This window comes from Fibrobacter sp. UBA7003 (assembly GCA_002449765.1).
Classification (GTDB): Bacteria; Fibrobacterota; Fibrobacteria; order Fibrobacterales; family Fibrobacteraceae; genus Fibrobacter.
In genome coordinates this window covers 81,743-104,917 of record DJXN01000006.1, presented here as the reverse complement: position 1 = coordinate 104,917, position 23,175 = coordinate 81,743, and the positions used below count along the sequence as shown (strand labels likewise).

At 50.3% G+C, this 23,175-nt stretch carries 25 protein-coding genes; 5 read left to right on the top strand and 20 right to left on the bottom strand.

Annotated features, from left to right (window positions below; all coding sequences use genetic code 11):
- Positions 1–8: 8 nt before the first annotated feature.
- The gene (locus tag B2952_RS04745) at positions 9–1,115 is read right to left on the bottom strand and encodes an FISUMP domain-containing protein (RefSeq protein ID WP_290735768.1); all 1,107 of its coding nucleotides are present in this window, start codon (positions 1,113–1,115) and stop codon (positions 9–11) included.
- 425 nt (positions 1,116–1,540) lie between these two features.
- Between B2952_RS04745 and B2952_RS04740 the strand changes: the two genes are divergently transcribed.
- Positions 1,541–1,885, top strand: a complete 345-nt coding sequence (locus B2952_RS04740; protein WP_290735765.1) for a hypothetical protein — start codon at positions 1,541–1,543, stop codon at positions 1,883–1,885.
- 77 nt (positions 1,886–1,962) lie between these two features.
- On the opposite strand, the gene B2952_RS04735 is transcribed toward B2952_RS04740, so the two are convergent.
- The 6 genes from B2952_RS04735 to B2952_RS04710 form a co-directional block, all read right to left on the bottom strand.
- Positions 1,963–2,658 carry a hypothetical protein gene (locus B2952_RS04735; protein ID WP_290735762.1) on the bottom strand — a complete coding sequence of 232 codons (696 nt, stop codon included), beginning with the start codon at positions 2,656–2,658 and terminating at the stop codon, positions 1,963–1,965.
- A gap of 1 nt (position 2,659) precedes the next feature.
- Positions 2,660–3,397, bottom strand: coding sequence for a hypothetical protein (locus tag B2952_RS04730; RefSeq protein WP_290735759.1), 738 nt, complete (start codon positions 3,395–3,397; stop codon positions 2,660–2,662).
- A gap of 124 nt (positions 3,398–3,521) precedes the next feature.
- Positions 3,522–3,980: a Mov34/MPN/PAD-1 family protein gene (locus B2952_RS04725; RefSeq protein ID WP_290735756.1), complete on the bottom strand. Its 459-nt coding sequence runs from the start codon at positions 3,978–3,980 to the stop codon at positions 3,522–3,524.
- A complete protein-coding gene (locus B2952_RS04720; protein WP_290735753.1) occupies positions 3,956–5,497 on the bottom strand; it encodes a ThiF family adenylyltransferase in 1,542 nt (513 codons plus the stop codon). Before B2952_RS04720 ends, B2952_RS04725 begins: the two co-directional genes overlap by 25 nt.
- Position 5,498: 1 nt before the next feature.
- A complete protein-coding gene (locus B2952_RS04715) occupies positions 5,499–6,599 on the bottom strand; it encodes a CBASS cGAMP synthase (protein ID WP_290735750.1) in 1,101 nt (366 codons plus the stop codon).
- 4 nt (positions 6,600–6,603) lie between these two features.
- A complete protein-coding gene (locus B2952_RS04710; RefSeq protein ID WP_290735746.1) occupies positions 6,604–7,545 on the bottom strand; it encodes a CBASS cGAMP-activated phospholipase in 942 nt (313 codons plus the stop codon).
- Between the two features lie 213 nt (positions 7,546–7,758).
- On the opposite strand from B2952_RS04710, the gene B2952_RS04705 reads away from it, so the two are divergent.
- Positions 7,759–9,210: an efflux RND transporter periplasmic adaptor subunit gene (locus B2952_RS04705; protein ID WP_072977154.1), complete on the top strand. Its 1,452-nt coding sequence runs from the start codon at positions 7,759–7,761 to the stop codon at positions 9,208–9,210.
- A 705-nt stretch (positions 9,211–9,915) separates the two neighbouring features.
- Here B2952_RS04705 and B2952_RS04700 read toward each other — a convergent pair.
- The 13 genes from B2952_RS04700 to B2952_RS04640 all read right to left on the bottom strand — a co-directional run bounded on the left by B2952_RS04700 (position 9,916) and on the right by B2952_RS04640 (position 19,177).
- Entirely contained in the window at positions 9,916–10,131 is a 216-nt protein-coding gene (locus B2952_RS04700; protein ID WP_290735739.1) for a DUF3791 domain-containing protein, read from the bottom strand.
- Between the two features lie 16 nt (positions 10,132–10,147).
- Entirely contained in the window at positions 10,148–10,270 is a 123-nt protein-coding gene (locus tag B2952_RS04695; protein ID WP_290735736.1) for a hypothetical protein, read from the bottom strand.
- Between the two features lie 8 nt (positions 10,271–10,278).
- Positions 10,279–10,497: a hypothetical protein gene (locus B2952_RS04690; protein ID WP_290735733.1), complete on the bottom strand. Its 219-nt coding sequence runs from the start codon at positions 10,495–10,497 to the stop codon at positions 10,279–10,281.
- The gene (locus tag B2952_RS04685; RefSeq protein ID WP_290735730.1) at positions 10,487–11,050 is read right to left on the bottom strand and encodes a DUF3990 domain-containing protein; all 564 of its coding nucleotides are present in this window, start codon (positions 11,048–11,050) and stop codon (positions 10,487–10,489) included. Before B2952_RS04685 ends, B2952_RS04690 begins: the two co-directional genes overlap by 11 nt.
- Entirely contained in the window at positions 11,047–11,265 is a 219-nt protein-coding gene (locus tag B2952_RS04680) for a DUF3791 domain-containing protein (RefSeq protein WP_290735727.1), read from the bottom strand. Before B2952_RS04680 ends, B2952_RS04685 begins: the two co-directional genes overlap by 4 nt.
- Before the next feature lie 142 nt (positions 11,266–11,407).
- A complete protein-coding gene (locus B2952_RS04675) occupies positions 11,408–11,863 on the bottom strand; it encodes a V-type ATP synthase subunit K (protein WP_072799628.1) in 456 nt (151 codons plus the stop codon).
- Positions 11,864–11,881: 18 nt separating this feature from the next.
- The gene (locus tag B2952_RS04670) at positions 11,882–12,337 is read right to left on the bottom strand and encodes a V-type ATP synthase subunit K (RefSeq protein WP_083532182.1); all 456 of its coding nucleotides are present in this window, start codon (positions 12,335–12,337) and stop codon (positions 11,882–11,884) included.
- 39 nt (positions 12,338–12,376) lie between these two features.
- Positions 12,377–14,305 (bottom strand): V-type ATP synthase subunit I, encoded by a 1,929-nt coding sequence (locus B2952_RS04665; protein ID WP_290735720.1) that lies wholly within the window; start codon positions 14,303–14,305, stop codon positions 12,377–12,379.
- Positions 14,302–14,934 (bottom strand): V-type ATP synthase subunit D, encoded by a 633-nt coding sequence (locus B2952_RS04660; protein WP_073054013.1) that lies wholly within the window; start codon positions 14,932–14,934, stop codon positions 14,302–14,304. The genes B2952_RS04665 and B2952_RS04660 overlap by 4 nt, the downstream gene beginning before the upstream one ends.
- Position 14,935: 1 nt before the next feature.
- A complete protein-coding gene (locus B2952_RS04655) occupies positions 14,936–16,237 on the bottom strand; it encodes a V-type ATP synthase subunit B (protein WP_290735716.1) in 1,302 nt (433 codons plus the stop codon).
- Positions 16,230–17,987: a V-type ATP synthase subunit A gene (locus tag B2952_RS04650; protein ID WP_290735713.1), complete on the bottom strand. Its 1,758-nt coding sequence runs from the start codon at positions 17,985–17,987 to the stop codon at positions 16,230–16,232. Before B2952_RS04650 ends, B2952_RS04655 begins: the two co-directional genes overlap by 8 nt.
- Positions 17,988–18,004: 17 nt before the next feature.
- The gene (locus B2952_RS04645) at positions 18,005–18,562 is read right to left on the bottom strand and encodes a DUF2764 family protein (RefSeq protein WP_290735710.1); all 558 of its coding nucleotides are present in this window, start codon (positions 18,560–18,562) and stop codon (positions 18,005–18,007) included.
- Between the two features lie 12 nt (positions 18,563–18,574).
- The gene (locus B2952_RS04640; protein WP_088627877.1) at positions 18,575–19,177 is read right to left on the bottom strand and encodes an ATPase; all 603 of its coding nucleotides are present in this window, start codon (positions 19,175–19,177) and stop codon (positions 18,575–18,577) included.
- A 336-nt stretch (positions 19,178–19,513) separates the two neighbouring features.
- On the opposite strand from B2952_RS04640, the gene B2952_RS04635 reads away from it, so the two are divergent.
- The 3 genes from B2952_RS04635 (at position 19,514) to B2952_RS04625 (ending at position 23,160) form a co-directional block, all read left to right on the top strand.
- Complete coding sequence (locus B2952_RS04635; protein WP_290735707.1) at positions 19,514–21,208, top strand: proline--tRNA ligase; 1,695 nt, start codon at positions 19,514–19,516, stop codon at positions 21,206–21,208.
- Between the two features lie 66 nt (positions 21,209–21,274).
- Complete coding sequence (locus B2952_RS04630) at positions 21,275–22,138, top strand: carbon-nitrogen hydrolase (RefSeq protein ID WP_290728078.1); 864 nt, start codon at positions 21,275–21,277, stop codon at positions 22,136–22,138.
- Positions 22,138–23,160 (top strand): agmatine deiminase family protein, encoded by a 1,023-nt coding sequence (locus tag B2952_RS04625; protein ID WP_173381959.1) that lies wholly within the window; start codon positions 22,138–22,140, stop codon positions 23,158–23,160. Before B2952_RS04630 ends, B2952_RS04625 begins: the two co-directional genes overlap by 1 nt.
- The last annotated feature ends 15 nt before the right edge of the window (positions 23,161–23,175 follow it).

Here is a 23,175-nt window from a genome sequence, read left to right as displayed (position 1 = left end):
TGATAGTATTATTCAACCTTTACACAACGAGCAGAAAAGCCCTGTGTTTTATATTGTTGAGATCTTCCGACATCCGTCGTAGAAGTTCGACTTTGAGAACCCGCCCAAGCACCTTCATTTTTGTATTCATCTGATTCTTCTGGATAAAACCAATACGTATGTTCTTTCAAACTTTTGAATTTTTTATTCCAATTCTCTCCAGCCCCCATCAAAGAATATCCACTAAAATTCATGCCGCCAAAATTCGTACTTCTAATATCAGCAGCACCATTTTTGTTACCATCAGCATGCACAATTACATACAAATCATCATATGTCAAAAGTCGCCAGCCATTAGGGCAAATCCCCTGATGGTTTGGCTTAATAGAGTCAGCACAACTCTTGGTGTTGCATTCGCTCGGCAACTTCATCGCTTCTGCCCACTGGTAGAGTCCGCCATATTTCTGGCAATTCGTCGTATCATTGTCATAACAATACCGTTCTATCTTGGAATCGTTATTTTGGTCCTTATCGCCATCAACCATTTCGCCAACATTCAGGTTTTCTGCCATAACTGTGACAGACGCAGCTTCATCATTTTGATTTGTACCATTGATTGTTAGATAATAGTAAGACCTTCCTTCATAAGTAAACTGTTTATAAGCCCCTGTAAGTACGCTATCCGAATTAAAAGCTTTCATATGATTATAAGGCTTATACTCGCTGCTACTAGAAGCAACCGATGAAGAAGACTGCTTCACGGAAGAACTACTAATTTGTTTTTCGCTCGAAGACGAATTCACCGACGAACTGGACGTATCCTTCTTGCTGCTAGAAGAATCTCCTGACTTTACGGAACTGGAGCTCTTGGAATCAGATGAATTCTTTGTTTCTTTTGCGGAACTGCTGGACATATTCTCACTACTCGAAGACTTGTCTTTGGTTTCGTTTCCCGACGACTTCTTATCAATCGAAGAGGACAATTCTTCAGTGGAATCAGAGTCCTTTACACTTGAAGACGATTCAACAGCGGATGTTTCGTTGTTGTCTTCACTTGCCGACGACGAATCGTCACAGCCCCAAAGGCCTATTCCGCCAAACACGGCTAAGAAAAGTAGTGTCTTGAACTTGTTCATCTTTTGGTACTCCTGTTATTAAACTTTTTTGAAAGCAGTATTTCGATGGATAAGGCATCCACCATAAATCGCGGTTTCAACCGCTCAATCGAATAGGGACCAGGCCCTTTTACTTTTACATCCGATTCATTCATAGGAACAAAATCTGTTCTTATTTTTAAGAAAAAAGATAATAAAGAAAGCTATTTGACCAGCCACAAACACCCCAAATGGGGGCAAAACGCCCCCATTTTCACCCCACACCCCGCCCCGCAGTCCGACTTTTTTTGTATACCACTGGAACGTGGGCGTATTATAACCGTATTCATTTTTCAATTAGTGTGACACACGTCACACTGCAAAGTTTTTTTGAATAAAGTTATTGGATTTTCATCAAGAAAAAGACATCTTTAGTCTATAAACAAATCAAAGCACAAGGAGATTCTATGTGGAATGATGATTACATGGAGAAAGCAGCAGAACTTTGCCAAAAAATCAATGACGAAAACGACTCTCAATGGATGATCGTCACCATCGATTCTGATTCAGGAGAATCGACAACACCCGAAAGAGATGAAATCTTTGAGATGTACAATTTCTCGCGAGATTACAAAGGGACTCCTCTACCAAGATCAACTTATATAGGCAAGATTCCTTCGCTTGATGCGGAAGAGCCAATAATTGAAAAAATCTGGCAAAAACTCAAAGTAGCCGGTCTAGCTCCGCGTCGAATTTGTGGCGGCATAATAAATGAACCTCTCATCATCCGAAGTCCTGATGATCCTGACTAAATTTTTTTTACGAAATACAGGTATCAGCTGATAGCATAAACCCTGCCGGCAATCTACCAGCAGGGTTTTAGCATTTATCACATTCGCAAGTTTCTTAAATACGTTCCACTAAGGATTATTTTTTGATTTTGCAACACACGATTTTTGTATTCAAATAAAAAACCTTGAAAAATAATATATCTATATTTTATTCCGTGTTTAAAGCACTTTGATGTTATAGGGGATACACTCTTTACAATTCGATCAATCGAACATATCGACTCCAATCCAATTTTTTCTTCCTCATCCAAATCGCTATTAGCTATTTTTAGGAATTTATCTGTTTCTTTGGCGGTAAGAACAAATTTTACAGCATCAGGGGTTATTTCATAAGGTGCGCTATTAAGAACATACCCTTCAAATGGACCGTTTTCGTTAAGTTCCGACATGATTTTCATATTCGTCTGCGTATACGGGGAGGCCATCAAAACACTAAGGGCATCTGCAAATTTCCCCTTTGTTGACAAAACAGATTCGTCAATAGCCTCTGTTAATTGAAATTTCAGTCTTTTATCATCAAGCACCTTAACCGAGGCTAATGTCGTCGTTCCAGCAGCATCCCTTAAAGGGCGTACACATATATAAAATTTTCCAACTTCGTTACCCATTATTTTTTCAAATTTTAACGAAGGGTATTTTGCAGAATAATATTCAACAAAATCTTTCCAGACAGAACAAAAGGCATCCGGCAAATCCTTTTTCTTGACATTTCTATTCGCAAAAATATTCGACATATTACACCTCCAGGGTTAACTTTATTGGCAAATGATCACTACAATATTTCTTTTTTGAGCATTTCTTTTCCAAAATTAAAAAGGTTCCTAATTTTTGAGGGATTTCAAAATTTCGAAAAGAATTCTCATCAACAAGAGATTTCGCAATCAAAACTTGGTCAAACATAGCCCATTGCAACATACACTTATCATAAAAGATTGTTCCTTCTGGAAAAGAGCGTTCACACATATATTTCCAACAGGGATTATAATATATAACATCATTGTGGTTTAAATTTTTCACTGAACTAATATTTCTATAAGATAAAAAAATTCCTTGATTGTGCATCCAATGTTCTTCATATGGATTTATATTAAAGTCCCCAATTATAATGTGTTTAGATGACTTTTGCAGGTCCTTAATCATTTCAAACAACTTATTATTCAACGTAACAGAATCTTTATGCATTTTAGAATATCCATGAACATTCACAATATCAAAATTTCCATTCTTTAAAGGAATACTTACCACTAAAGCTCTTTCATCAAATAGCCTTTTGTCAAAAGATCCTCTCTCAATATTTCTAAGCAAAACACTTAAACTTGAAGAATGAATCACAGCAAGTTCATTACGATTAGTAAAATATTGATGTTTGACGCATTTAGGCATTCTTTGGGATATTTTTTTCATTTCCTGAATACTAGGTCTTTCCTGTATAGCAACAATCACATTCGAATTATTTTTTACAAGTTCTACCATCTTTTTATATAGAGAACTTTGACGTCTTATATTATATGAAACTATAGTAAGCATATTCTCTTTTCAAGATAATAAAAAATACACAGTCTTATAGTATGTTTCTTTTAAAATCTGCTTATTTTTCTCAAATTCTTCCCTCTAAATATACTTGCTCGCTTCCTATAATCAAGAATACAATCGGTTTTCCAGATTTCTTTTCAACTGCATTCCACCCTTTTTTATCTACACCGGACGGATGTGGATCACATTCTGGGTGAGAATGCCACTCACCCAAATACCCGATTGTTCCCCCAAAACGATGCCACACAGAGTCTAAGACTTTCAGGTGTCTTTTGTCTCGGCGAACAAATTCTGTTTTTGACCGTTTATCATCTGGGTAAGCAGGAGTCGCAAAAGAAATCGTCAACTCACCCGGTCGAATCACGCCGAACAGCATCCCTCCACTTTCATAATTGGTCAACACAGATTTCTGTATTCGAGCAATTCTCTTCATCATCCAATTCGAGAAAACGACTTTGAACGTTTTGCCTCTTTTTAATGGCAAATACATTATTGGTTCTATTTTCTGCAACAAGCTGGGCATGAATCATCCTTGGGTATAGTAACACACTCCATCGCATTCCAGACATTATTCGCACAAGTTTGGAACCAAAACAAAGATTCTTCTTCCGTTGCTTTTAGAGACCTAAACAAAGCTGTCATCATCAAGTTTGCCGCTGCAATAGAAGCCATTATAGGGAACGGAATAAAAACGGCATTACAGGTTCCTCTTGTCTGATCTTCTTTACCAAGCACAGGCAAAACTCCATTTTCTTCCACATATTTCTTCTCACAGCGTAAACACGCTTTTTTAGAACTACCGATAACAGATGCACACACAGCCTTACTACGCCCGTATATATATCCACAAATATATAGAGGCATCTTTGGTAATTGCGCAAGGAATCGGTTCAAGTATTCCGAGAACGACTCGTCACCTGTTGTATCTAGTACAATGTCAAAAGGGAAATCCTGTTTCGGCTTAAAGCTTTTTTCAAAGGAATCCTCTATTGCATCTATTCTAAAATTCCTACACAAAGCCCTTGAATCACCTTTTACCTGATTTTCCAAAACAGTCTTCATTGCACGAGCCTTATTTACTCCTTGGGATTCTAGACCTAGATAATGTCTGGAAAAATTCTCTTCCTTATACTTATCAGGGTCAACAATTGTCAATGGATTTTTAAATCCGGCACCGGACTTTACCAACATCGGAAGCAAATTACTCCCTAATGTACCACATCCGACAACCAGAATTCTCTTATCCATTAAAGGAGCACTATTTTCCATAGAGGCATTCCTTGAAAATATTTTATTTTCGGTTTCTTCCGCAAAATACCGACAATTAAGATTTCCGCTGCGAGACGGCGACACAATCAATCCCAAGATAGTTGCATTCTTTCTAAAGGCGATAGCAAAATTCTTGGAGGAATAGCATCCCCATAAAACTGTCTTCCGGTAGCGTTTGAAGGCCCGTTTTCCCATTGAAGCCTTGCCAAACAGGAGTAGGTCTTTCATTGAACCAAAAGGGAATCTCAAAGCTGATATATCAACATGACCAGATAAAGGATAAACAGGACATGAATAACTAGGCGAAGACGAATTACCTTCAATTATCTTCAAGGAGTTTTTGTTAACATCCTTTATTTCAGCACTGTAGTCACACGGCCAATAAGATGGCATCTCGTTTGAAAATTCTTCCCCGTATTTTTCCTTGGCTAAATCAAGAATGCGTTCTGTTATTTGGTCAACGATGACCCCAACCATATCGTATGGCCTACATGCGTCAAAGACCAATTCTCCCTTTTGAAGATAGCATAAACCGCCATCCTTCTCTACATGGGGAACCTTTCTAAAACAAAGTCCATCATATTGCCGAGCCAAGCAAGCCCTGGGAAATTCAGTACAGCACTGATTGTCAAACAACAACTTTACAATTACTGTTCCAAAGGTACTCGATTCTATCGGCCCTTCAAATTCGGCAGAAAGGCTCCCACTGCAAGGAATAAAGTTCCATGCAGCGAGAGCATCCTTAAGATTTTCCCAGGGACTGTCTTTCATATCAACCGGCTCTCACAGACGGCAGTGCTCCTCTACGGTTTATCTGTACCGAATCCTTTATCACGGGGAATCTCTTTCCAAGGTGACGTTGCACAGCCTGCGACCGCGCCGCATCAGAGGGGTCCATATTGCCAGCAATGGCAGAAGCAAAGCCGACCGCCCGACTCTGTAGCTCTTTGAACTTTTCCGTCGGGCACTTGATACCTTCCCTTGGATCAGCCGGATTCTCTACAGAGACCTCATCATCATCGGGCAAGGACATTGACTTGATAAATTTCAAGACCTTCAAAAGTTCTGCCGAAATATCATCGGTAAATGATTTTCCTGCATTGGCCTTTTCCGCAAGGCTCATCAGGAATATGGATGAAGGCCCCTTTCCATCTTGGAAATTGAAATCGCGCCACCCTTTCAGAATCCTATAAATCGCGCGGTCGTCATCGTCCTTATTCATGAAATACAGGTTCAGCATGCGTGGGTCCGATTTTTTCCAAGAATACAGGCCATTGTCTTCGCGATACGCAAGCATTATGGACTTTGTGGGCAAATCATCCCAATCCAAATCCCTTTCTTCTTGTTCATCACAAGCAGCAAAAGTGCTCCCTTGCGCACTTTCATTGACAGGGCGCATATCCCGAATTTTTTGAAATTCCTTATCAGGCACCGAATACAAGGGAACATCAAAATGAATCTCATCAGAAAGAGTTAGACAATACGACTTTTTCCCCTTCTCAGCGGTCCACCCATTTGCTTTAGCCAAAGGCTTAAGTATGGAATCGACCATATCAAAGAAATCGTTTGCGGCTTCTCTGGGTTCCGATTCATCTTCATGATACGACAACGGAAGATAGCATCCATAATCGAAATCAACCTGCTGTGCAGGCGGAAAGCAGGGCATATTCTGCGTTTTATATCCGGCGGACCCTTGTCTCATAAAACGTGGCACAATTCGGTTTCCTTCTTGTGCCGTCCGTTCTCCAATCCCTTCAGTTAACGCTCGCTTTATCTTCAATCGGGCGTCTTCCAATGTTTCCTTGACCTCCTGCGAGACTTCTATCTCCTTGAGGTACCCTCGGAAGCAATCATTCAAACTTTTGCATTCCATAACTCTATTCTCCTTCCGCCATATATTTCTGCAATGCAGTGCGCGCATTTTGGTAGGCGGAACGCGCTTGTTGTGATAGTATTTGTTGAGCCTTTGGGTTCGCCTTATCTAGTGCAATGAACTTCACCTGTTCCTTTGGTGGGGTTACATCTATTTTCATATAACGGTCCGGCCCAAGTTTAAATTTCAGGATATTCTCCGTTGCGGCCTCTTGTGCGGAAATAGACAAATCAAACAGTTTGCCTCGCCAACGAGTCAGAAATCCAGAATTAACTGTCTTACATACATCCGTGATGCCGGAACTCATCGTTCCTATATGCAACAGCTTGTAGGATTGAGAATCCATATTCAAGAACCGTTCGGCCTCTATGCACGCATACAATCCCGGATGGTTCGCAACCAAGCCCCCATCAACCATGTACCATCCATAAAGTCCATCCATCTTATGTATAGGGAAATAGGTCGGAGCGGCACTAGTTGCCAAGGCTACATCGACCAAACGATATTCCTTATCCATTTTCAAACTATCATGATGAGGCGTCTTGAAAACCTGCGGCATACCCGTAGAAAGATTAACAGCCGGTATCAACACCTTATGCTTCAAGTCTTCAATAGTCCGATCCTCTAAGAGTTGCTCCAAAGCAGCCCTCAACTGCTTGTCAGAAAATTTCTGCCTTATAAGGCCCAACGGCCACCTTATCTTTGGAAAAATTTTAGGTCCCCAATCCTTATAGAAGTTGACCATTTTTTCTGTAGGGATTTCTGCGGCAAGGCTTAAAGCGTTAATTCCCCCAATAGAAGTCCCTGCAATTAAGGCGAAAAGACGAGCTAAAGGCATGCCAAGTTCGGCTTCCATATAGGAAAGGATATTGGCTTGAAAGAACCCTCGAAATCCACCTCCCGAAAGAGATAGAAGCTTTGGCGTGGACGGTTTTTGATCGGACATAAGGCCCCTCTCGTTGTTAAATGCTATTTCCATTGCAAATACCGTGCCAACCGCAAAAACAGGCTTTTGGGGCCATCCGGGCGACCGAGGATGTTTCAAAATGCTTCAGAAATTATTACACGCCTTTAGGCTGTAGCATTTCTAAACGGTTTCTGCGAGTCGGCGTATTTTTACTATTATTTCCACCCAAACCACACCCTAACCGACAGTCCAATGACCGCACAGAACCAGGAAAAGCCGCAGTTCGACCAGGGCGCCATCATCAAGGCGCTGCAGAACGCCCTGCGCACCACCAGTTCCAAGATAGGGCAGATGAACGAGGTCCTGGACATCGTGCGGGTTGTCGGCGAGGCGAAGACTTTCAAGACGGCGGCCCTCGCACTCGCGGGCGAAATCGCCGACCGCCATCACGCCGAAAGGGTGAGCATCGGCATGGTCAAGCACGACTACGTGGTGCTCGCGGCCATAAGCCACACCGACCATTTCGAGGGCAAGATGCAGGTGGTGCGCGACCTGGAATGCGCCATGGAAGAGGCCTACGAACAGGACGCAAGCATCGCCTACCCGCCCCCGGACGGCGGCACCCCGCTCGCCACCCGAATCCACGAGTACTACAGCAAGACTTACGGCGTGGGGCACATGCTCTCGGTCCCGGTAAGGCGGGGCGAAGAGACCATCGCGGTAATCACCTGCGAACGCGGGGCGCACCCCTTCGACGACGAGGAGTCCGCCCAGATCCACCTGGTAGCAACGCTCACTAGCGCAAGGATAGACGAACTCTACCGCAAGAGCGGCTGGTTCGGCAAGAGGTTCGCCCGGGCCGCGCGGGAGGGGTTAGCCAAGCTGCTGGGCCACGAACACACCTGGGCAAAACTGTTGGGCATTCTGCTTACGGCGTTCGTGCTTTTCGCGGCACTGGTGCCCATCCCCTACAGGGTAAGCGCCCCGGCCATGCTCAAGACCGACCACATCACCTACCTGAGCGCCCCCTTCGACGGGTTCATCCAGAGCGTGAAGGTGAAGCCGGGCGACATCGTGTACAAGGGCGACGAACTCTTGAGACTCGACCAGAAGGAACTCAAGCTAGAAGAGGCCGACCTAATGGCCCAGGAGCAGGACAACCGCCGCGAAATACAGAAGGCCCAAGCAAACAGACAGCTGGCCGACCTGCGCATACAGCAGGCCAAGCTCTCGCAGACTCTCGCGAAGCTAAAGACGGTGCGCTACAAGCTCTCTCGCTCGGTGGTGCGCTGCGAATCGGACAGCGCGGTGGTCATCGAGGGCGACCTGCAAAAGCGCGTGGGGTCGCATGTGAACCAGGGCGGCGAACTGTTCCAGCTGGCATCCATCGAAGAAATCTACATGGAGGCCGACGTAAGCGAACTCGAAGTGAACAACGTGCGGCTTGGCGGCGAGGGCTTCATGGCCATCAAGAGCCGTCCCGATTACGTGTACAGGTTCCGCACCACGCTCATGAACCCGACGGCAAGTGTCAAGGACCAGGAAAACACCTTCGCCGTGCGCGGCGAGTTCGTGAGGGCGACTCCCCCGTGGTTCCGCCCCGGCATGACAGGGATAGCGAAGATTTTCGCGGGCAAGCGCACGCTCTGGTGGATTCTCTCGCACCAGGCCATCGACTACTTGCGCCTGAAACTCTGGTGGTAAGGGGGCAAAAGCCCCGAAAAGCAGCCCAAAAGTGTGGTTGGTGGTCCTGCAAATGTCCAGGCATCAATGTCACCTTGTAAATGCTGCTTCCGCAAAAGTTCAAGTGTCTTTGCATAAGTGATGAAGGTGCTCCTGCAAATGCTCAAGTGCCTTTACACAAGTGGTGTTGCCCCTCGGACATTTGCCCGGGCCCCTTTACACAAGAATGCAACACGCCCCGGCAAAAGTCCAGGCACCTACTTCACCTTGTAAAAACTACTCCCGCAAAAGTTCAAGCGCCTTTGCACAAGTGGAGATAGCGCTTATGCAATTGTCCGAGGACCTTTGCACAAGTGGTGAAACCACTCGCGCAAAAGCCCAAGCAACTTCATCACCGTGGTAATGCCGCTCCGGCAAACGCCCCAGCATGAACCTCACTTTGTAAACGCTGCTCCAGCAAATGCCCCAGCACCATCACCCAAGCGGTGAAGGTGCTCGGCCAAATGTTCAGGCACCACCTTCACCTTGTAAAAGACTTTCCGGCAAAAGACCGGGCCGTTTTGCACAAGTGACAAAACCGCCCGGACATTTGCCCCCGCTGCTTTACACAAGTGACATTGTAACAAAAGCAAAAGTTCAAGCAGCACCCCCACAATGTAAAAGCCGCTCCCGCAAATGCGGAAGCGACTTTACACAATTGTGGGTGGTTTTCAGGCAAAAATTGTGTTAAAAGGTCACATTTCGCTCTTTCAGGTAGTCTTCTATATCGCCAACGATGACATCAGATGTTAACGATTGTAAAATTTCATAATTGGGAACAATGAATTTCTGAATACAGCCTGATTCAGTCAGCTTTCGATACACAAAAGATGGCAAGCGGTTCCACTTGTTTGCGCAAGCGTGAATCATATACACGACAAATTCAAAAGATTCCTGATTCATAATCAAAAAACGAGTATCAACCCTTCTTAGCTCCAGGCATGAACATATCAAAATCCCGCTGGATCAGTTCGCCCGCAAGCGGCATTTCAGCCCACCTGCCCGCGGCAAGTTCCTTATGTTGAATTTTGTCCTTATCCATAGGGAAATCTAGGCCAGTGCCCGACGTTTTTCCTGTTCGTATTCGCCTACAATGTAATCGGGGCCATTTTCCCAAAGGCCCGTTTCCTTGTCAAACAGGCAAACGGCGGTCGTCGATTCCATAAAGTCCGCAACGGCGTCTGTCATGCCGCAATTATTCCTGTCCATCAAATCGCGTATGGACATCTGCGCAAGCAGGCACATGGCAAATTCAATTTTATCTTCCATGAAAACAGACCTCTTCTGCCGTAAGAAACTTCAAGCAACCGAGAGCCTTGGACGAGCGAAAGCACCATTGGTTGGTGAGTTTTTCTGGTTCAAGAAAACTAATAGCGAGTTCGGCTGCCCTGTCGGAATTTATCGGTCCATAGACCCCATCCAAGAACGCCGTGATGACAGTATTAGTCTGATCGTTAGCAATCTTGCCGCAAATCAGGTCGTAGTCGATCCACTTTTCAAATTCACCAGGAATGCAGTCATGCCTTCTATGCGATACTACGCAATGCAGCCAACCAATATCCGCATTCTTGAATTCATACAGAGAAAGCCCTTCGGACGGTGTAAACTCAAATGCATTGACAAAACCTCTTGATAGCTGAACATACTGTTCTTTCTGCGTAAGGGCCTTTTTGATGGATGTCGCTACGAACTTTTGTGCCTGATTCTTGCTCGTTGTCAAGTAAAAGCCCCTACCGAAATCCTTTCCTGCCGCACATTTCGACAAGTCCGGGGTTTGGACGACGCAATAGCTTCCATGATAAAGGATTATTTTGTCGTTCATACTGACACCCCTTGATTTTTTAGGTAGGCTTCAACCTCATTGAGGCTTGCCAAATCACCTTGCACATGGAACTCTTCGTACATGTCCTGCATAAAGTCATAGACCTTGTACTGACGAAACAACTTCGCAACCTCCGACATATCCTTATGCCAGGTCTTGGTGGCAAGCCGCAGAAGCCGCACCTGAATCAAGATTATTTCGTCTTTACGGTCCATAGATTAATTTCGCAGTCCAATTATAAAAAAAGGGTGCGGGGCATTGCCCCGCTATTCGAAAAAGACTTCTCAAGTAGATTGCTTCGCTACGTCGCAATGACAAATTCTTTCGTCTTTCGTCTGTAGCGAAGCGTTCTTTCGTCTAACTCACCAGCATCATGGAGAACACCATGACAAACAGCGCGACGGTTTCGCCGACGCCGAGCACCATCAGGTAGTTCACCAGGCCCTTGCCGGTTTCGCCCAGCGCGTTGCAGGCGTCCGCAGCGGACTTGCCCACGTACCAGGCAGAGGCCATCATGCCGATGCCACCGAAGATGCCGACACCCAGGTACGCCGCCCAGTTGGCAGGGGCCGCCTGGGACTTGTTCAGGATGTACATCATCAGCAACATGCCGTAGATTGTCTGCGCGATCGGCGCGCCCACGAAGATGAGCAGCGTAAACAGCGCGTTCTTACCCTTGAGATACGCCTTCTTCCAGGCCCCGATGGCCGCCATGCCGGCAGTCCCGCAGCCCAGCGCAGAACCCACCGCGGCAAGGCCCAGGGCCGCCACCGCGCCGAGTTTCGCGAGCGTTAAAAGTTGAGCTTGATCCATACGTGTTACCTCGCTGGATTAAAGCACCATCATGGAGAACACGAGAACGAACAGGGCCACGGTTTCCACGATACCGAGCACCATGAGGTAGTTCACCATGCCCTTGCCGGTTTCACCGAGGGCGTCGCAAGCCACGGCCGCGGACTTGCCCTGGTACCAGGCAGAAGCCATCATGCCGAGACCGCCGAAGATACCGGCGCCGAGGCAGCCGCCCCAGTTGGTAAAGCCGGATTCAGCAGCCTTGCTCAAGATGAAGTTCATGAGCAACATGCCGTAAATCGTCTGGGAAATCGGGGCACCCACGAACACCAGCAAGGTGAAGAGGGCCGACTTGCCCTGGGCATAAGCCTTCTTCCACATGGTGATGGCGGACATACCAGCCGTTCCGCAACCAAGGGCGGAGCCCATTGCCGCAATGCCGAGAGCGGCTGCAGCACCCATTTTAGCGAGAGTAACCATTGTATTCGGTTCCATTGTTTTTTCCTCATTAAGTAGCGGGAATCATCCCTTGGTTTAATTTTTCTGCTTGGCGAAGGGCGCGAACGCGAATCCGCTCCATTCCTGGCCAAGTCCATTTGAAAATTCGAGTGTGTTAAGACGTACGGCGTGGACGGCGACGCCCATGACCGCAAGCGCGATGTTCAGGCCATGCACAAACAGCAGCAGGAAGGCAGCACCGGCGATACCGACAGCAGAGCCGAACAGCGGCGAGAGCATGTCGTTGAACGCCTCGGCAATGGCCGCACCGGACATGCCCACAGCAAACAGACGGATGTAACTGATCACGTCGGTAAAGCTGTTCACCACGTCGAGCACGAGCATCGGGATGCTGATGAAGTCCTGCTTGAGCCTCTTGGGCGGCACAGTAAAGAGCACCAGGAGTACCGCTTCCACGATGAACATCGGGATGACGAACTTCGGCATGTCGATACCGAGCACCATCTGGCAGGCCAGGAAGAACATCACCCAGCAGCCGATAAGCCAGCCCACCTGCGCCATGAACGTGGAGTCCTTGCGCTTGATGCGCACGCAGACGTTCCACACGTGAGCGATACTCAAGTGGACTACGGCGATGCAGAAGCAGAACAGCTGGATATGCTGCATCTGGGAGGCACCCGCCGCCTTCGGCACGAAGCTATCGGGCAAGATAGTGATCGACTGGGCGAAGGCCTTGTAGGCTTCGAACTTCGCCGGGTCAGTCGGGGCGCTAGTGCGGATCCAGAGCATCGCGTTCTTCAGCGGTTCAGGCAACCAGCCGTAGTTGGTGATGTCCAGGTAATACGTCCACCCCGCAAGCGAGGGGCTAAGTCCCAAGAAACTTGCGTTGATGACACCCCACACGATGGTGGCGATGCTCATGAGGTAGATAAAGTGGAAACCAGCAGGGTTCGCCTTCGGCATCTTTTTGCGTGCAAAAAGCGCCAGACCGAGGAAGAGCAACCCGTAAGCGGTATCCCCCACAATCATCGCAAAGAAGATGCTGAAGAAGCAAAGGAACACGGCCGACACGTCCACTTCCTTGTACCCCGGCGAAATGCCGATGATGTCGTACAGGAACTGCATGGGGCGGCTGAGCTTGCTATAGGTCAACAGCGTCGGGATGTCGTCGCCGTCGGCTGGGTCGTCCACCAGGAGGCCCCAGCCGTGCTCGCGGGCGGCCTTCTCGAGTTCGCCCACGCGCGGTGCAGGGCAGAAGCCCTGCACGGCGGCGACGTTCTTGTCGCCCACCATCGAGGCTTCGGCTTCGACCATGCGGTAGTCGTCACCCACTTCGAGGAGCTTGTCCTCGATAGATTCGCGGGCACCCGAAAGTTCACCCAGGCGACGCTCCACGCGGGCAAGCGTTTCCTTTGCTTTCGCTTCCATTTCGCGGTATTCGGCAAGGGATTTGGGCGGCATCGAGAGTTCGGTGAAGTTACCCTTCACGGCCACAGGGGCTTCTCCCCTGCTCACGACAGCTACATATTTGCCGTTTTCATCCTGACCGAATTCCTCGATAGAACCTTCGCCATCGAGTTCGAACGGGACTTTACCGTCATGGAGCTGGTACAGTTTGACATAGATACCCTTCGCCTGCAGGGAAGCTGCCGTTGCGGGGTCCAGGTTCTTGAACATGGAAAGTTTGGTGAGTTCCTCTTCAGCCTGTTCCTTGTCGATTTCCGCCTGCTTGCTTTCGGCAACCAGGTTCTGGATTTCATCGATAAGGCTTGCGGCAGGAGCGGCATCCTTCACGGGAGTCACACCCTTCGGGGCTTTTTCGGGCACCACTTCCAAAGCCTTCTGCACGCGGTTTACTTCGCCGCGGGCATGGTTCAGCTTGGCGCCTGCTGCCGCCTGCAAGGGCGTGAGGTGCAAAATTTCAAGCGTACGGAGCGCCTGGAGCGTCTCTTCAACCGCACCTGCAACCGTCAGCACCGTCACTTTCTTCATAGGAGTAATCATGCGGCGGCCTCCTTCGCGAGTGCATCCTGGGCAGCGGTACGGGCGGTAGCCTTACCCTTCGCAAGCTTGCTGCGGGCAACGCCACTGGTCTGCTGGTCGCCCAGGAAGATGTTGATGACGCGGATATTTTCCTTGGCTTCCGGAATCTTCACCTTTTCGAACAGGTTCACGCGCTGGCTCGTGGTACGCAGTTCCTTCGAGAGGAGCTCGTATTGCTTTTCGAGCACGCGGCGTTCGAGACGCAGCGAAATCAGGCCCTGCAGGCTTCTGATACCGTCGTCCAGCCACACGGGCGTGGTAAAGAAATCCGGAATCGAGATATTAAAATCTACCCCGTCGTATGTCGGAATCTTCACGCCGGCGATGTTACCTTCGCCCTGGCGCACTTCCTTCACCGACAGGTACTTTGACCATTCGATGGGTTCGGCAAACAGCGAAATCCAGGAAGCCATGCTCTTGCGGAGCTTGTCCTCCTCTTCTCGCTTTGCCATCACCCTCTCCTGGAGCGTGCGCATTTCCATCTGCAACTGCTGCTTTTTCAACAGCAACGTCGGCAGATAGCGCTGGAAGCGCTTCAATGCGTCGCGTTCCGCCTTGAGGGCGTTCTTTGTTAACTTGACCTTCGCCATATTACCCCTTCTTGGGCCAATATTCGTTGATCATCTTGGTCGGAATACCCGTTTCTTCGGGTGCGAAACAGTCAGCAAGGATTTCCCAGCCAAGGTCCAAAGCCTTTTCGAGCGGGATGTTGACGGAAAGATCCATCATTTCCTTTTCGAAGCGCTGGCCATACTTCAACAGCTTCTGGTCCCAGTTACTCATGTTGAAGCCCATGGACTGCTTTTCCAAAGTTTCCTTGTAGCTTGCGTACAGCTGGATCATGGTGTTCATGATGGTACGGTGGTCGCTACGGGTCTTGCCGTTCACCTGCTGTTTCAAACGAGACAGAGAACCGAACGGTTCGATACGGCCCTTACGCAGGTAGAACTGACCTTCGGTAATGTAACCGGTGTTATCCGGAACCGGGTGGGTCACGTCGTCACCAGGCATGGTCGTCACGGCAAGGATAGTGATGGAGCCCGAACCTTCGAAGTCCACGGCCTTTTCGTAACGGCTGGCCAGCTGGGAGTAAAGGTCGCCAGGATAACCACGGTTCGATGGAATCTGTTCCATGGTAATGGCGATTTCCTTCATGGCGTCGGCAAAGTTCGTCATGTCGGTGAGGAGCACCAGCACGTTCTTGCCTTCGGTGGCGAACTTTTCAGCCACGGCAAGGGAAGCATCCGGCACGAGCAAGCATTCCACAATCGGGTCGGAAGCGGTGTGCATGAACATCACCGTACGGTTCAAAGCACCGTTCTTTTCGAGGAAGTCCTTCAGGTACAGGTAGTCATCGTGCTTCAGGCCCATGCCGCCGAGAACAATCACGTCCACTTCGGCCTGCAAGGCGATGCGGGCCAAGAGTTCGTTGTAAGGTTCACCGGCGATAGAGAAAATCGGGAGCTTCTGCGAAACCACGAGCGTGTTGAACACGTCGATCATCGGGATACCCGTACGCACCATCGTCTTCGGGATGATACGCTTTGCGGGGTTCACGGAAGGACCGCCGATAGTAATGCGTTCGCCGTCCACTTCGGGGCCGTTATCACGGGGCTTGCCGGCACCGTTAAACACGCGGCCAAGCAAGGCTTCGCTGTACGGGACCTTCATCGGTTCGCCAAGGAAGCGCACTTCGGAGTCGGTCGAAATACCACGGGCACCTGCAAACACCTGCAAGTCCACCATGTCGCCGTCAATGCGGATCACGCGGGCAAGGGATGTTCCGAACGAGCTTGTCACCTGGGCAAGTTCCTGGTTTGCTACACCTTCGGCGCGGAGCGTAATCACGGAACCGGCGATGCGTTCAATACGATGGTATGCCACATTATGCATTAGCGGAAACCTCCTTCACGGAAGCGAAAATACTTTGTTCAAGGTCCTTGAATTCCTGGGAATCGAACTTGACGCGGTTCCAGTCCTTCGTCGACTGAGTGAGCTTGAGGAAGAACGTACGGGCGACGTCCTTCTCGCTGAACTTCATCGGGGTCTTGAGAATGGTGTAAACCTTGTCGAACACGTACTTCTGGCGTTCGGCGGAGCAAGCGGCGTCGATTTCGTTATAGGCGTCCTGCTGCAGGTAAACGGCATCGAGGTATTCGGACTTCAGGTAAATCACGAAGTCGTCGATAGAGGTACCTTCTTCGCCCACCACCTTCATCATGTTGTTCACGTCCACGCCGTTTGCGAGGATGTGACGGGCTTCGGCAACCTTTTTGCTGTCGATGATGCCTTCGTACTTGGACCAGGAATCCAGCGGGTGGATTGCCGGGAAGCGGCGCTGGTCGGAACGTTCACGGCTAAGGCCGAGGAATGCGCCCACCACCTTCAGGGTTGCCTGGGTCACCGGTTCTTCGAAGTTACCACCTGCAGGCGACACGGAACCGCAAATCGTCACGGAACCGGTAGAGCCGTCCTTCAGGCGAACTACGCCACCGCGTTCATAGAAGGCGGCAATCACGGATTCAAGGTAAGCCGGGAAGGCTTCTTCGCCCGGAATTTCTTCCAAGCGGCCGCTCATTTCACGCAGAGCCTGTGCCCAACGAGAAGTCGAGTCAGCCAAGAGGAGCACGTTCAGGCCCATCTGGCGGTAGTATTCGGCGAGAGTCACGCCCGTATAGACGGAAGCTTCACGGGCAGCCACCGGCATCGAAGACGTGTTACAAATAATCAGCGTACGTTCCATGAGGGACTTGCCGGTACGCGGGTCAATCAGTTCAGGGAATTCGCGGAGGGTTTCCACCACTTCACCTGCACGTTCACCGCAAGCGGCCAAGATCACGATATCCACGTCGGCGTAACGGCTCATGAGCTGCTGGAGCACCGTCTTGCCGGCACCGAACGGGCCCGGCGTACAGAACGTACCGCCCTGCATCACGGGGAAGAACGTATCGATAATGCGCTGCTGCATGGTCAAAGGCTTGCTCGGGCGCAGGCGTTCTTCGTAGGCCTTGATTGGCATCTTCACCGGCCAGGTCTGCACCATCGTCACGTCCTGGGTTTCGCCGTGAGCGTTCTTGAGCTTTGCAACAACAGTTTCTACAGTGAATTCACCAGCGGCAGAGACCGATTCCACGGTCCACTTGCCCAGCAGGCGGAACGGCACCATGATGCGGTGCGTGAACACGCCTTCGGGCACGGTGCCGAGCGTATCGCCCGCGACCACCACATCGCCCGCCTTCGCGACCGGGGTAAACGCCCACTTCTTGTCGCGCGGGAGCGCCTTCAAATACTTACCGCGCTGCAGGAAGAAGCCGCATTCTTCGGCAAGCTTCGGGAGCGGGTTCTGCAGACCGTCAAAGACCTGGGTCAAGAGGCCGGGGCCAAGTTCTACGGACAAAAGTTCGCCGGTGAATTCCACCTCGTCACCCGTCTTTAAACCCGTGGTGTCTTCGAACACCTGGAGTTCGGCGTAGTCACCGCGGATACGGATGACTTCGCTCTTGAGGGGGATGACTTCGGACTTGCCGTCCTTGTTTTTCTGAGTAAGCTTGGCATACGCCACTTCGTTCTGGGACACGGCGCTTTCGAACTTGACGCGAATCAGGTTACCGTTGACGCCGATGATTTTTCCGATACTAGCCATTGAAAATGGACCTCCGGTCATTCCTGTGCCGCCGCAGAGGCGTATGCAGGATCGTTTGCATTAATAACATTCAACACGGCAGCGTCGCCCGCTTGTTCGGAGAGGCGCGCCCAACGTTCACAAATCTTCAGTTTGATCGCATAAGCGTAAACATGCTTGACGGTACCCTCGCCCACACCTGCAAGCGAGTCCACAAGCCAGAAACGGGCCTTGTCGATATCCTGCTCTTTTTCCATAGGATTCGACTTGGCAAACGCATCTTGAATCATCTTGGCAAAGGCGACATCGTAACCCGGGAAGGACTTTTCCGTAAAACGGATATCGGGCCCCCATGCACTTGCACGGAGCCTGCCCGAAACGTTCTTCATCTGGATTTCGTGGGCCTTGTAGGCGCGCACGAACTCGTCGTCGCACTCTTCGCATTCACCGTCATCCAGAAGCGCGTCCAGAGCCGCAAGTTCCGGCTCGGACAGCACGCCGATGCAGCGGTGGCGAAATTCTTCCATACTGAGCGGGGCCGGATCGCCGAACTCAATCATCGGAAGAGATGCCATCAAGTAAGAAGGACTGCTCATCAAGTACCCGCGTTACTTCGCCTGTGCGGCAGCGTTTACCACTCTGGCAAGTTGCGGACGGAGCAGGGCCGAAAGAGCGTCGGCCATTGCAGCTTCTGTAAATTCGTGGGTGACCTTGCCGCCATCGAGCTTGATGCGGAAGCCGAACTTGACGCCCTTGTCGCTTTCGACCTTCACGCCGGCGGAAAGCTGCTTCTTGAACTCGCCCATCACAAAGGAGCTGAGCTTGCGGGCATCGGCGTCGGAGAAATCCACCTCGATGTCGGAGGTATAGGACTTGGCTACCGTGAGGAGCATGCTCTTGACGGTGGATTCGTCCAGGGACTTCTCCACCTCGAGGTTCAACAGGTCCATAATCATCTTTTCAAGGTTCTTGCCTACCGAAAGCAGGAGGTCGCGGGCGGACTGTTCAAGGGTGCGTTCGCTACGTTCCGTGAACGCTTCGGCGTCCTTGTCGGCCTTTTCCAGACGGGCGGACGCTTCGGCCTCGGCAGCCTTCACGATATCGGCCGCCTTTTCCTTGGCCTTGGCAATGATAGCCGCCGCCTCGTTTTCTGCTTTATCGACAGCATCTTTCTGGATGCGTTCCATAAGGTATTGCAAGTCTTCTGCCATATATATCTCCAAATTACGCTCCGGATTGGGATTACACGACAAAAAACGGCCCTGCTAGCCCTAATCCAGAAAATTTCGATAGTAATATATATGCTATTTTCGCAAAAAAATACCAAATTCTGCAAATTTTTTGAAAAAAAAGACGAAATGGTGCTTTTTGGCGATAAAAAGCGCTTTTTGATGTAAAATTCAGTTTACAAACATTCTTGCACCCATTCCGCCCTCCTTTTCAATCATCTTTTCTTGACATTGGAAGAAATCGGACGACCACGTTTCATTTTTCTATCTTTCCCCTCCGAAATTATACGGCGGCAGGCCCGCCAAAAAGGACAAAAAATGAAACTCTCGAAGTACTTCTATGTGACGCTCCGCGAAACGCCCAGCGATGCCACCATGCCCTCCCACATCTTCCTCATGCGCGGCGGTTACATCAAGCCCGTCTCTACCGGTATCTACTCCATGATGCCGATGGGTTTCCGCGTAATCCAGAAGATCGTGAACATCATCCGCGAAGAAATGAACAAGATTGGCGGTATCGAAGTGGACCTGCCGGTGGTGCAGACCGCTGAACTCTGGAGCGAATCTGGCCGTTACCAGGCCATCGGCGAAGAACTGCTGCGCTTCAAGGATCGCAACAACCACAACATGGTGCTTGCCATGACTCACGAAGAGGCCATGACCGACCTCGTACGCTACGTGCTCAACAGCTACAAGCAGCTGCCGGTGATGCTCTACCAGTTCAAGACCAAGTACCGCGACGAAGCCCGCGCCCGCGGCGGCCTTATCCGCGTCCGCGAATTCCTGATGAAGGATGCATACAGCTTCCACACCAGTCAGGAAGACCTGGACCGTCACTACCAGGAAGAATACGACGCCTACCTGCGCATCTACCGTCGCGTGGGCATTGAACCGGTGGTGGTGCAGAGCGATACCGGCATCATGGGCGGTAAGGTCGCTCACGAATTCATGCTGGATACTCCGAACGGCGAAGATTACTTGATTCTTTGTAAGAAGTGCGGCTACCAGGCCAACCGCGAAATCGCCAAGTTCCAGCGTGTGCCGTTCAAGGGCGACGAAAATGCAGCTCTCGAAAAGGTCGAAACTCCGCACTGCGCAAGCATCGAAGATCTCACCAAGTTCCTGAACGTGCCTGCCGAATCAACTGCCAAGTGCGTGTTCTTCGACTTCGAAGGCAAGCTCATCACGGTCGTTGTCCCGGGCAACCTCGACGTTTCCGAAATCAAGCTCCACAACCTACTGAAGGCGAAGGAACTTTACCCTGCCGAAGACAGCCTCATCAAGGCCTGCGGCATGGTTCCGGGCTTTGCTTCCCCGATCAATTCTCACGACACCCGCATCATCGTGGACGAAGCGATTGCAGATTCCTTCGACCTCGTGACCGGCGCCAACGAAGAAGGCTTCCACTTCAAGCATTGCAACCCGAAGCGCGACTTCCCGAAGTTCGAAGTGGCGGACATTGCCGAAGCGAGCGAAGTCTGCAAGTGCCCCTGCTGCGGCGAACTCCTCACCGAAACTCGCGGTATCGAAATGGGCAACATCTTCAAGCTCGGCACCAAGTTCTCCGAATCCATGGGTGCGAAGTTCCTCACGGCCGAAAAGACGACCGCTCCGGCCATCATGGGCTGCTACGGCATTGGCGTGGGCCGCCTGATGGCATCCGTCGTGGAAAACAGCCACGATGACTTCGGACCGATTTGGCCCAAGTCCATCGCTCCGTTCCAGGTGGAAATCGTCCCCATCGGCAAGGAAGCCGAACTCGTGGAACTCGCCGAAAAGTTCGAAAAGGAACTCGAAGCCGCCGGCATCGACGTGCTCGTGGACGACCGCGACGAACGTCCGGGCGTCAAATTCAAGGACGCCGACCTGTGGGGCTCTCCGGTGCGCATCGCCATCGGCAAGAAGGGACTTGCCAACGGTGAAGTCGAATGGAAGTTCCGCAACGAGAAGGAATTCTCCATGGTCAAGGTCGAAGACGTCGTGAAGAAGGCGAAGGAATATTTCGAAAAGTAATTAGATCCTCGCCTGCGCGAGGATGACAAAAACGCGGAATGACAACAAGAATCGCGGGGATGACTTATGAGCAAGATTAAAGTCGCAACTTTGCAAGGCAAGTGGACAGGCGATTTCGACAGCAACAACGCCTGGTACGTGGAACAGGCCCGCGCCCTCAAGGGCAAGGGCTACGACCTGGTGGTTCTGCCGGAACTTTTCCATACGCCCTATTTCCCCTTCGAGGAAAACGCGGACTTCTTTGACCTTGCGATTGAAAAGGACCACCCGCTGGTAGCGCAGTGGCAGGGCATCGCCAAAGAACTGAACGCCGTGGTGGTGTTCCCCTTCTTCGAGAAACGCGCCCGCGGCATCTACCACAATTCCGCCTTCGTGTTCGAGCGCGACGGCAGCATTGCAGGCCTCTACCGCAAGAGCCACATTCCCGACGATCCCGCCTTCTACGAAAAATACTACTTCATCCCGGGTGACACGGGTTTCGAGCCTATCAAGACATCCGCAGGCACCCTCGGCGTGCTCATTTGCTGGGACCAGTGGTTCCCGGAAGCCGCCCGCATCATGAGTCTCAAGGGCGCAGACGTGCTCATCTACCCCACGGCCATTGGCTGGATGGATTCTGAGCCCAAGGAAATCTACCCGCGCCAGCAAGACAGCTGGACAACCGTCATGCGCGGGCACGCCATCGCAAACCGCACGTTCGTGGTGGCGGCTAACCGCATCGGTACCGAAGGACACCTTACCTTCTGGGGCACGAGCTTTGCCGCCGCACCCGACGGCTACATTTTGGAAAAATGCGCGCCCGATTTTCTCGGTGTCTCTACCGTAGAAATCGACCTCGCCGAAACCGAAGAGAATCGCCGCTGGTGGCCGCATTTCCGCGACCGCCGCATCGACCTTTACAAGGACATCCTCAAAATCTGGGGTGAATAATGACAACGAAAATTCGCTATCCCGCCGAATGGGAAAACCAAAAGGCTACATGGCTAGCCTTCCCGCACAACAAGCAGAACTGGCACGGAGAACGCGGAATCAAGATTCGCAAGTTCTACATCGACCTCATCCGTACCATTAGCGAGTTCCAGCCTGTCAACGTGCTGCTCCCGAAACTGGATTTCCTTACAGCCGAAGAAAAATTCGCTGTAGCCGACCGTCCTTTTCCGGCCACGTTCATTCCGCTCAAGACCGATGATATCTGGATTCGTGACTATGGTCCGTTCTTCGTAAAAAAGGGAAACAAGACAGCCGTCTCTGAATCCGTATTCAATGCGTGGGGCGCAAAATTCCCGCCCTGGAAAAACGACAACCAGATTCCCGCCAGAATTGCAAAAGCATTCAAATATGCCAAGGGCAAAAGCATTCCCTATATTTTCGAAGGGGGTGCCATTGAAGTAAACGGGGATGGTCTCGGAATCACGACACTGGACTGCCTTGTAGGCAAGAACCGCAACAAGCCGGAAGACCTGACAAAGATCATCAAGGCGATATGCCAGATGCTCGGCCTCAAGAGTCTGCTCATCCTTCCCCGCGGTCTCAACGGCGACCACACGGACGGACATATCGACAACGTAGCCAGATTCGTCGCCAAGGACCGCATCGTCATGTCATGGGATACAAGCCGCAAGGGACCGAACGCCCCCATCCTTGCTGAGGCTAAATACCTCCTAGAAACCTGGCTCGGCGCCTATTACGGAAAAAAATCGAAGGTGGACACGCTTGCGCTCCCGCCGCAGCGAAAGCTAAGCGACGGACAGATTCTCCCGGCAAGCTACATGAACTTTATTTTTGTGAACGGCGGACTAATTTACCCCAAATACAAATGCAAGAACGATTCCGTCGCCCAGAAATATTTCGAGAGCGTTTATCCTGACCGGTTCGTCATCGGACTCGACTGCCGCACCGTCATCGAGGAAGGTGGAAGCCTGCACTGCATGAGCAAGCACGAAAGCCTCTAAAATTTCTACATTTGG

Excerpts from the sequence above, each read along its gene's own strand:
- B2952_RS04740 (WP_290735765.1), top strand. The coding sequence starts at position 1,541 with ATGTGGAATGATGATTACATGGAGAAAGCAGCAGAACTTTGCCAAAAA.
- B2952_RS04650 (WP_290735713.1), bottom strand. The coding sequence starts at position 17,987 with ATGGCTAGTATCGGAAAAATCATCGGCGTCAACGGTAACCTGATTCGC.
- B2952_RS04695 (WP_290735736.1), bottom strand. The coding sequence starts at position 10,270 with ATGGATAAGGACAAAATTCAACATAAGGAACTTGCCGCGGGCAGGTGG.
- B2952_RS04705 (WP_072977154.1), top strand. The coding sequence starts at position 7,759 with ATGACCGCACAGAACCAGGAAAAGCCGCAGTTCGACCAGGGCGCCATC.
- B2952_RS04730 (WP_290735759.1), bottom strand. The coding sequence starts at position 3,397 with ATGGTAGAACTTGTAAAAAATAATTCGAATGTGATTGTTGCTATACAG.
- B2952_RS04640 (WP_088627877.1), bottom strand. The coding sequence starts at position 19,177 with ATGGCAGAAGACTTGCAATACCTTATGGAACGCATCCAGAAAGATGCT.
- B2952_RS04660 (WP_073054013.1), bottom strand. The coding sequence starts at position 14,934 with ATGGCGAAGGTCAAGTTAACAAAGAACGCCCTCAAGGCGGAACGCGAC.
- B2952_RS04635 (WP_290735707.1), top strand. The coding sequence starts at position 19,514 with ATGAAACTCTCGAAGTACTTCTATGTGACGCTCCGCGAAACGCCCAGC.
- B2952_RS04665 (WP_290735720.1), bottom strand. The coding sequence starts at position 14,305 with ATGATTACTCCTATGAAGAAAGTGACGGTGCTGACGGTTGCAGGTGCG.
- B2952_RS04735 (WP_290735762.1), bottom strand. The coding sequence starts at position 2,658 with ATGTCGAATATTTTTGCGAATAGAAATGTCAAGAAAAAGGATTTGCCG.
- B2952_RS04690 (WP_290735733.1), bottom strand. The coding sequence starts at position 10,497 with ATGGAAGATAAAATTGAATTTGCCATGTGCCTGCTTGCGCAGATGTCC.
- B2952_RS04715 (WP_290735750.1), bottom strand. The coding sequence starts at position 6,599 with ATGGAATGCAAAAGTTTGAATGATTGCTTCCGAGGGTACCTCAAGGAG.
- B2952_RS04720 (WP_290735753.1), bottom strand. The coding sequence starts at position 5,497 with ATGAAAGACAGTCCCTGGGAAAATCTTAAGGATGCTCTCGCTGCATGG.
- B2952_RS04625 (WP_173381959.1), top strand. The coding sequence starts at position 22,138 with ATGACAACGAAAATTCGCTATCCCGCCGAATGGGAAAACCAAAAGGCT.
- B2952_RS04745 (WP_290735768.1), bottom strand. The coding sequence starts at position 1,115 with ATGAACAAGTTCAAGACACTACTTTTCTTAGCCGTGTTTGGCGGAATA.
- B2952_RS04655 (WP_290735716.1), bottom strand. The coding sequence starts at position 16,237 with ATGCATAATGTGGCATACCATCGTATTGAACGCATCGCCGGTTCCGTG.
- B2952_RS04710 (WP_290735746.1), bottom strand. The coding sequence starts at position 7,545 with ATGTCCGATCAAAAACCGTCCACGCCAAAGCTTCTATCTCTTTCGGGA.
- B2952_RS04670 (WP_083532182.1), bottom strand. The coding sequence starts at position 12,337 with ATGGAACCGAATACAATGGTTACTCTCGCTAAAATGGGTGCTGCAGCC.
- B2952_RS04675 (WP_072799628.1), bottom strand. The coding sequence starts at position 11,863 with ATGGATCAAGCTCAACTTTTAACGCTCGCGAAACTCGGCGCGGTGGCG.
- B2952_RS04700 (WP_290735739.1), bottom strand. The coding sequence starts at position 10,131 with ATGAATCAGGAATCTTTTGAATTTGTCGTGTATATGATTCACGCTTGC.
- B2952_RS04680 (WP_290735727.1), bottom strand. The coding sequence starts at position 11,265 with ATGGACCGTAAAGACGAAATAATCTTGATTCAGGTGCGGCTTCTGCGG.
- B2952_RS04725 (WP_290735756.1), bottom strand. The coding sequence starts at position 3,980 with ATGCCCAGCTTGTTGCAGAAAATAGAACCAATAATGTATTTGCCATTA.
- B2952_RS04645 (WP_290735710.1), bottom strand. The coding sequence starts at position 18,562 with ATGAGCAGTCCTTCTTACTTGATGGCATCTCTTCCGATGATTGAGTTC.
- B2952_RS04685 (WP_290735730.1), bottom strand. The coding sequence starts at position 11,050 with ATGAACGACAAAATAATCCTTTATCATGGAAGCTATTGCGTCGTCCAA.
- B2952_RS04630 (WP_290728078.1), top strand. The coding sequence starts at position 21,275 with ATGAGCAAGATTAAAGTCGCAACTTTGCAAGGCAAGTGGACAGGCGAT.